The organism is Vibrio sp. OPT46 (assembly GCF_015163535.1).
GTDB classification, from domain to species: Bacteria; Pseudomonadota; Gammaproteobacteria; order Enterobacterales; family Vibrionaceae; genus Vibrio; species Vibrio alginolyticus.
In genome coordinates this window covers 1-902 of sequence record NZ_JADDYG010000475.1, presented here as the reverse complement: position 1 = coordinate 902, position 902 = coordinate 1, and the positions used below count along the sequence as shown (strand labels likewise).

Genomic DNA, 902 nt, shown 5'->3' with positions numbered 1-902 from the left:
GCAAGAGCATTGTTACCTCAAACTCTGTCTGACTTAACTAAATACACAACTGAGATGGCTAGCTTCTACACCGAATCAATTGAATTTTGGAAAGGTATGCCGAAAAGAACAGGTAAGAAGCCTGTACCACCGAAACTAGATTTGGCCAATACAACAGCCATATTCACAAAATGCATGGAAAACGCAGACATAGATGTTGTTCTGGTAATGGCAAAAATACTAAGTAAGACTCAGTACTTATCCGCTAGAGTAGAAAATGAATATGATAATAAGCAGTCGAGCCGTAGGCCTAGTTGGAGAGAAGATGCGGAATATCAACTAGTTGAGCTGGGAGTATTACAAGCTAAGGTAAATAGAATGTTTGATTATGGTAGATATTTGCAAAGCAAACTTGACCTCTCCGAATTTAAAAGTGATGAAATAGCCCAAGGTCTTTTAAACTTAAAGATTTCTCGAGCCCAATACCCAAATGTGTATAAGAAGTTAGAGCACACGGACTTAACATTTTTGTCTAAATAATGTACACACCTTAAGAAGTGTGTACATACAAATGGATTAGTCTCTAAAAAACTCGACTAGATACATTAACCCTTTGATACATATGTGTGGATTGAGTTTGAATACCGAGACCATTGCTTTCCATACTCTCATAATCAGATAGATAAACCTTTGTGGGTACATATTAATCACCATTAACTATTGAACAAGAAAATTGCCAAATAGGCTACTGGTGATCTATAGTCTCGTGTGTCAGGTGTCGAGAATGATACCCAGCAGCCATAATGAGTAGTTGCAGCTACTCGATTTGGCTTCTCTCTTAAACCCTGCCTATGGTGGGGTTTAAGTGATTTTGAGCTCCAGTTTAATATCACGAAAGAAACTAAGCACAGCTACTATTTGCT

General features: G+C 37.8%; 1 protein-coding gene. It reads left to right on the top strand.

Going from position 1 to position 902, the window contains the following annotated elements:
• The coding region (locus IQR33_RS19990) for a hypothetical protein (RefSeq protein ID WP_228014026.1) at nucleotides 1-519 on the top strand (519 nt) is incomplete at its 5' end.
• Between the last annotated feature and the right edge of the window lie 383 nt (nucleotides 520-902).